Genomic DNA, 6499 nt, shown 5'->3' on the forward strand with positions numbered 1-6499 from the left:
AACGGTACGGTCGCAACGAACGGTGGAGCAGCCTCGGCGATTAGCAGTGACGACATCGACAAATGGCTGGACAACTACCAGGCAGGTATTGACCCCGTAGGGCCGCCACCAGGCGTCCTTGGCTGGTTGCGCTCGAACATGTCTGATGTACCACCGGCTATAAGCGCGGTGTGCGTGGATTGCGGGTTCATTCAGGCGCGTCTTGCATGGTCACTGTTCCTTCACGACCTTTATTTCAGCGCACAGACGGGCAAGCCCATCGCGGACAATCCGGTCGAAATTCAGGTTGCGGCACAGAATCAGTTACCGTTTCCGGTGTTGACTCCTGACCTGTCGAAACGGACGATGCTCTATGCAAAGCTGTTCGCAAGCGATACAAACAGTTCATCAGGATTCGTCAAATGCAAGGACACCGGAGATTGCGCGCAGGTGAGAACCATGTGTCGAGAAAAGTGCGATGCTGTATTACCGACAGGTGTAGACGTCGGATTCAAGTACTGGAATTGTGTGAACAATTGCGCAGAATTGCATGGGTGCCCTCGGATTTAACACTGGATGAAAAACGTGAGGAGTCGAAGAAATGATCGAAAATAAGGAAACGGCCACGGAAGTGATTGCGCGACTTTACGACGCAAACAAGTCCATCAATGATGCGATCAGGATTGTGCAAGCGAACTGCTCGCCAGAGGTTTTTTCCACTTTCCGGCGCGGAATGGCAGACGTCATCTACGAACTCTTTGAGAACGCGATTGTTCCCATTTGCAGACAACACCCGGACTTGATACCCGAAGGGGAAACTCTCGACTGAATCTAATGCTAGTTGCTTTAGCGATGTTCGCGAGCAATCTCGCCTTCTTCATGTGCGCCCATGCTGGGCGCACAAAACAAAGCCTCCCGAAAAGGGAGGCCTCGTTTGTAATCGGTTCAACGCCAACACCGAAGCACTGCGCTGAAAGCCAGACTAAACACCCCGAACGCTAAGGCATTTAAGCCAGCATCGAGCGCAGCATCCACGCGGTCTTTTCATGCGTTTGCATGCGTTGCGTCAGCAGGTCGGCGGTCGGCTCGTCGTTGGCGGCTTCCGTCGACGGGAAAATCGCACGCGCGGTACGCACCACGGCTTCCTGACCTTCCACCAGTTGGCGGATCATTTCTTCCGCAGCCGGCACGCCGTCCGCTTCCGGAATCGACGACAGCTTAGCGAATTCCTTATAGCTGCCCGGCGCATGCACGCCCAGCGCGCGGATGCGTTCAGCGATCGAATCGACCGCGAGCGCCAGCTCGTTGTACTGCGTTTCGAACATCAGATGCAGCGTGTTGAACATCGGACCCGTCACGTTCCAGTGGAAGTTGTGGGTCTTCAGGTACAGCGTGTAGGTGTCGGCGAGCAGACGCGACAGGCCTTCTGCAATCTTCTTGCGGTCCTTGTCGCTAATCCCGATATTGACGTGTTGTACGGCTTCTTTCTTGGCCATGATGACTCCTTTGAAGAGTGATACGAACCGGTCGGCAAAGTGACGTTGTGCAGCTAGCAAACCCAGCACAACGAACGTCCGCCAGTTTATCTTAGAAAGCAGCTGCGTTCGTGTGACGCGTGGTCGCTTGCCGCACCCATGGCCTTGCGCTCGATCAGGCGCCGAGCGCGTGTTGCAGGGCCTGCGCGACGATCACGGCCAATCCGCTTGTGACGATTGCGAATCCCACCGCCTTGCGCAGCATCAAAGCTTGCTGCTGTTGCTGCACGCGACGCGTGGCCGCCGAGCCGCCAATGGTGGACATCATCATCTGGATCATGATCCTGAGCTCCCGATTCGTAACAATACCGGCGGGGCGCCGATGCGCCCCGCCCTGCTGCGTTGCTTCAACAGCTTACGTTTGTTGCTTGCTTCCTGCCGCTTACTTCTTGCCGCCTTCAGCGAGGTCGGCAATCGCGGCAATCACGCCTTCCGCATAGGCCGGATCGGCGCGGCGGAAATGCTCGATCTGGCGCGCGACGATCTCTTGCGGCACACCATTGATATGGCGCGCGATGTTGCCGAACAGACGCTGACGTTGCGCCTCATCGAACAGTGCGAACAACATTCCCGGCTGCGTGTAGTAATCCTCGTCCACACGATGGTCGTAACGATCGACCGCACCCGCTGCGAGCGGCGGCTCCGCCGCATTGGTGTCCTGCGCGAAGTCACCCAGGCGGTTCGGCTCGTAGTTCAGATTGCCGCCGAGGTTGCCGTCCGTGCGCATCGCACCGTCGCGATGAAACGAATACGGGCTCGCCACGCGCGACGCATTCACCGGAATCTGATGGTGATTGATACCGAGGCGGTAGCGCTGCGTGTCGCCATACGAGAACAAACGGCCTTGCAACAGACGGTCCGGCGAGAAGCCGATACCCGGCACCACATTGGCCGGCGTGAACGCTGCCTGCTCCACGTCCGCGAAGTAGTTCGCCGCGTTGCGGTTCAACTCGATCGTGCCGACGTCGATCAGCGGATAGTCCTTCTGCGACCACACCTTCGTGATGTCGAAGGGGTTGAAGCGATAGTTCGCGGCTTCCGCTTCCGGCATCACCTGAATGGCGAAACGCCATGTCGGGAAATTGCCTGCGTCGATGTTGCCAATCAGATCGCGCTGCGCGCTTTCACGGTCCTGCGCCACGACCTGCGCCGCTTCGGCGTCGGTAAAGTTCTCAATGCCTTGCATCGACTTGAAGTGGAACTTCACCCAGAACCGCTCGTTGTTCGCGTTGATGAACGAGTACGTGTGCGAACCGAAGCCGTGCATCTGCCGGAAATTCTGCGGAATGCCGCGATCGCTCATCAGGATGGTGACCTGATGCAACGACTCCGGATGACGCGACCAGAAATCCCATGCCGCGACATTGCTGCGCATGTTGGTGTACGGATCGCGCTTTTGCGTGTGGATGAAGTCCGGGAACTTCAGCGGATCGCGGATGAAGAACACTGGCGTGTTGTTGCCGACCACGTCCCAGTTGCCTTCTTCCGTGTAGAACTTGATCGAGAAACCGCGCACGTCGCGTTCCGCGTCGGCGGCGCCGCGTTCGCCCGCCACCGTCGAAAAACGCATGAAGAGCGGCGTGTCCTTGCCGACCTGGGCGAACACCTTCGCCTTCGTGAAACGCGAGATGTCGTGCGTGACCTTCAGCGTGCCGAATGCGCCCGAACCTTTGGCGTGAACGCGGCGTTCCGGAATCACTTCGCGGTCGAAATGAGCGAGTTTCTCGAGCAGCCAGACGTCTTGCAGAACGACCGGACCGCGCGCGCCGGCGGTCATCGAATTCTGGTTGTCGGCGATGGGTGCGCCGGCTGCATTGGTGAGCTTTTGTTCGGACATGCGTGACTCCTGCGTGGCTTTTATCGGAAACAGAGTGTGGGGAGAGGCGCGGCGTACTGATGCCGATGACTTAAGCGGACAGAGCCCGATCGACCAGCAAGGACAAGGCAACCGTTCGCATGCTGCTCACCGAGGCGGCGAAGGCACCGGTAAATACGCGGGGGGATTGGGCGGCGACGGCTTGGACTTGCTGCGAGTTCGATTGCGTCATGATTTCCTCCGGGTCTTATGGGATCGGGCGATCCATGGAGGAAACTATATCAACCCTATTGAATTTACGTGGTTGATTAATTTTATCTATTCGATAGGGATTGCAACTATCGGCGCCTGGGCGGCCGCCGGACCGGCCGCCGACGGTACGCGGCGGGCCGGCTTAGAACGCGGGAAGCACGCTTAATTGACGGCGACGGGCAGATCGAGCTTTTTGACGCCCGTCAGATCGCAGGCGTTGATGGCGTCGCAGATGGCTTCGATAGCGGGCATCCGCGTGAAACTCTTGCGCCAGGCGAGCACGACGCGGCGATCCGGCACCGGCTCGTCAAAAGCGACGTAACTGAGCAGCCCCGCGTCGATACCGCCCGCATGGGGCTTGACCTCGTGCACCGACATGCGCGGCAGCACGGTAATCCCGACGCCGCTCGCCACCATATGACGAATGGTTTCCAGCGACGAGCCTTCGAACGTCTTCTGGATGCCGTCCGCGTTCTGCGAGAAGCGCATCAGTTCAGGGCACACGCCCAGCACGTGGTCGCGGAAGCAGTGGCCGCTGCCGAGCAGCAGCATGGTTTCCTGCTTGAGATCCTCGGCGTCGATCTTCTCGCGGTTTTCCCACGCGTGACCTGACGGCAGTGCGACGACAAACGGTTCGTCATAGAGCGCGCGTTGCATCAGGCCTGTTTCCGGGAACGGCAGCGCCATGATGGCGACGTCGATTTCACCCTGCTTGAGCAGTTCGATCAGCTTGATCGTGTAATTTTCCTGCAGCATCAGCGGCATCTGCGGGACGCGCTTGATCATCTGCTTGACGAGCGTAGGCAACAGATACGGCCCGATCGTGTAGATGACGCCGAGGCGCAACGGCCCGACCAGCGGGTCTTTGCCCTGTTTCGCGATCTCTTTGATAGCGAGCGTTTGTTCGAGGACGCGCTGAGCTTGCGTGACGATCTGTTCGCCGATCGGCGTGACGCTGACTTCGCTGGTGCCGCGCTCGAAAATCTGGACATTGAGCTCGTCTTCAAGCTTTTTGATTGCCACCGACAGAGTCGGCTGGCTGACGAAACACGCTTCGGCGGCCCGGCCGAAGTGCCGCTCGCGGGCAACCGCGACGATGTATTTCAATTCGGTGAGCGTCATTGGGGGACCAATCAGTGCGATGAGTTCGATAGGTTCTAGTTATACACCTATAGGGTCGGTTCGCCAACCTTTTGGTCTTTTACCGCCGCCAAAGGCACGACCCTAGGCCTTCAGATATTGCTCTCGAGCCCCGAGCCAGCGCGCCAGATGCTGCATCACCACCTCGGGGTATTGCTCGAGCAAAGCCGCGGCGGCCTCTCTGGCCGGCTCGATTAGCCACTGATCATTCTCGAGATCGGCGAACCTCAACATGGCCGCGCCCGACTGCCTCGCGCCCAGAAACTCGCCTGGACCACGAATCTCAAGGTCGCGCCGTGCAATTTCGAATCCGTCCGTTGTTTCCCGCATGGTCTGCAAGCGTGCCCGGGCCGTCATCGACAGCGGCCCGGTATAGAGCAGCACGCAAACCGAAGCCGCGCTCCCGCGCCCCACCCGCCCGCGCAACTGATGCAACTGCGCGAGGCCGAACCGCTCGGCGTGCTCGATCACCATCAGCGACGCATTCGGCACATCGACACCCACTTCGATCACCGTCGTCGCCACCAGCAACTGCACCTCGTTGCGCGTGAACGCATCCATTACGGCGCCCTTCTCCGCCGGCGCGAGACGCCCGTGCACCAGACCGACATTCAATTCGGGCAGCGCGGCCACCAGCGTCTCGTAGGTCTCCACCGCGGTCTGCAACTGCAAGGTCTCGCTTTCCTCGATCAGCGGACACACCCAATACACCTGCCGTCCCGTCAGCGCGGCCTCACGCACACGGCCGATCACCTCCTCGCGCCGTGCGTCGGAGACGAGCTTGGTCAAAATCGGCGTGCGCCCCGGCGGCAGTTCGTCGATCGTCGAGACGTCGAGGTCGGCGTAATAGGTCATCGCCAGCGTGCGCGGAATCGGCGTCGCGGACATCATCAATTGATGCGGCTGGAAATCGCGCGCGCCGGCGGCGGCCTTGCGCGCCTTGGCGCGCAAGGCGAGGCGCTGCGCCACGCCGAAGCGATGCTGTTCGTCCACGATCACCAACCCCAGCCGCGCGAACTCAACCGCGTCCTGAATGATGGCGTGCGTGCCGATCACGAGTTGTGCTGTGCCGAGCGCAGCCGCTTCGATCGCGGCACGCTTTTCCTTCGTCTTCAGACTGCCGGCCAGCCACGCGACGCTCACGCCCAGCGGCTCCAGCCAGCCGCGCAATTTACGCGCGTGCTGTTCGGCGAGGATTTCGGTCGGCGCCATCAGCGCAGCCTGGTAGCCGGCGTCGATCGCTTGCGCGGCGGCCAGCGCGGCCACGATCGTCTTGCCGCTGCCAACATCACCCTGCAGCAACCGTTGCATCGGATGAGGCTGCGTCAGATCGAGCGCGATCTCGCCGCCCACGCGTTCCTGCGCCGCCGTCAGCGAAAACGGCAACGCCTTTAACAAACGCGCCACGAGCGCCGCTTCATCGCCCAGCTTCCGGCGCGGCATGGCCGGCGCCGCACGCGTGCGGCGCTCGTCGTGGGCGCGCTTCAACGACATCTGCTGCGCCAGCAATTCCTCGAATTTGATCCGCACCCACGCCGGATGCGTGCCGTCGATCAACGCGGTTTCATCGGATTGCACGCCCGGATGATGCAGCGTGCGCACCGCCTCCATCAGCGCGGGCACGCCGAGCGGCTGCAAAAAAGCGTGCGCAATCGGCTCGGGCAGCAGCTCCGGCAACGACGTGCGCGACAACGCGTTATCAATCGATTTGCGCAGGTACGTCTGGGTCACGCCCGCGGTGCTCGGATACACCGGCGTCAGCGCCTGCGGCAGTGGC

General features: G+C 60.6%; 6 protein-coding genes and 1 pseudogene. 2 read left to right on the top strand and 5 right to left on the bottom strand.

The window, feature by feature from the left end; genetic code table 11:
- Together VFE81_RS03015 and VFE81_RS03020 are read left to right on the top strand one after the other, a co-directional pair.
- Positions 1-549: pseudogene (locus VFE81_RS03015) on the top strand (hypothetical protein); the annotation flags it as partial.
- Between the two features lie 31 nt (positions 550-580).
- On the top strand, positions 581-808 hold the full coding sequence (locus tag VFE81_RS03020; RefSeq protein ID WP_325043170.1) for a hypothetical protein: 228 nt from the start codon (positions 581-583) through the stop codon (positions 806-808).
- Between the two features lie 178 nt (positions 809-986).
- On the opposite strand, the gene VFE81_RS03025 is transcribed toward VFE81_RS03020, so the two are convergent.
- The 5 genes from VFE81_RS03025 to recG form a co-directional block, all read right to left on the bottom strand.
- Positions 987-1475 (bottom strand): Dps family protein, encoded by a 489-nt coding sequence (locus tag VFE81_RS03025; protein ID WP_027777895.1) that lies wholly within the window; start codon positions 1473-1475, stop codon positions 987-989.
- Between the two features lie 154 nt (positions 1476-1629).
- Complete coding sequence (locus VFE81_RS03030; protein ID WP_325043171.1) at positions 1630-1794, bottom strand: hypothetical protein; 165 nt, start codon at positions 1792-1794, stop codon at positions 1630-1632.
- A gap of 102 nt (positions 1795-1896) precedes the next feature.
- Entirely contained in the window at positions 1897-3351 is a 1455-nt protein-coding gene (locus tag VFE81_RS03035) for a catalase (RefSeq protein ID WP_325043172.1), read from the bottom strand.
- Positions 3352-3744: 393 nt separating this feature from the next.
- Positions 3745-4704 (bottom strand): hydrogen peroxide-inducible genes activator, encoded by a 960-nt coding sequence (locus VFE81_RS03040; protein WP_325043173.1) that lies wholly within the window; start codon positions 4702-4704, stop codon positions 3745-3747.
- Between the two features lie 102 nt (positions 4705-4806).
- A partial coding sequence (gene recG / locus VFE81_RS03045; protein ID WP_325043174.1) for an ATP-dependent DNA helicase RecG occupies positions 4807-6499 on the bottom strand: 1693 nt, incomplete at its 5' end.

The organism is Paraburkholderia sp. (genome assembly GCF_035656215.1).
Classification (GTDB): domain Bacteria; phylum Pseudomonadota; class Gammaproteobacteria; order Burkholderiales; family Burkholderiaceae; genus Paraburkholderia.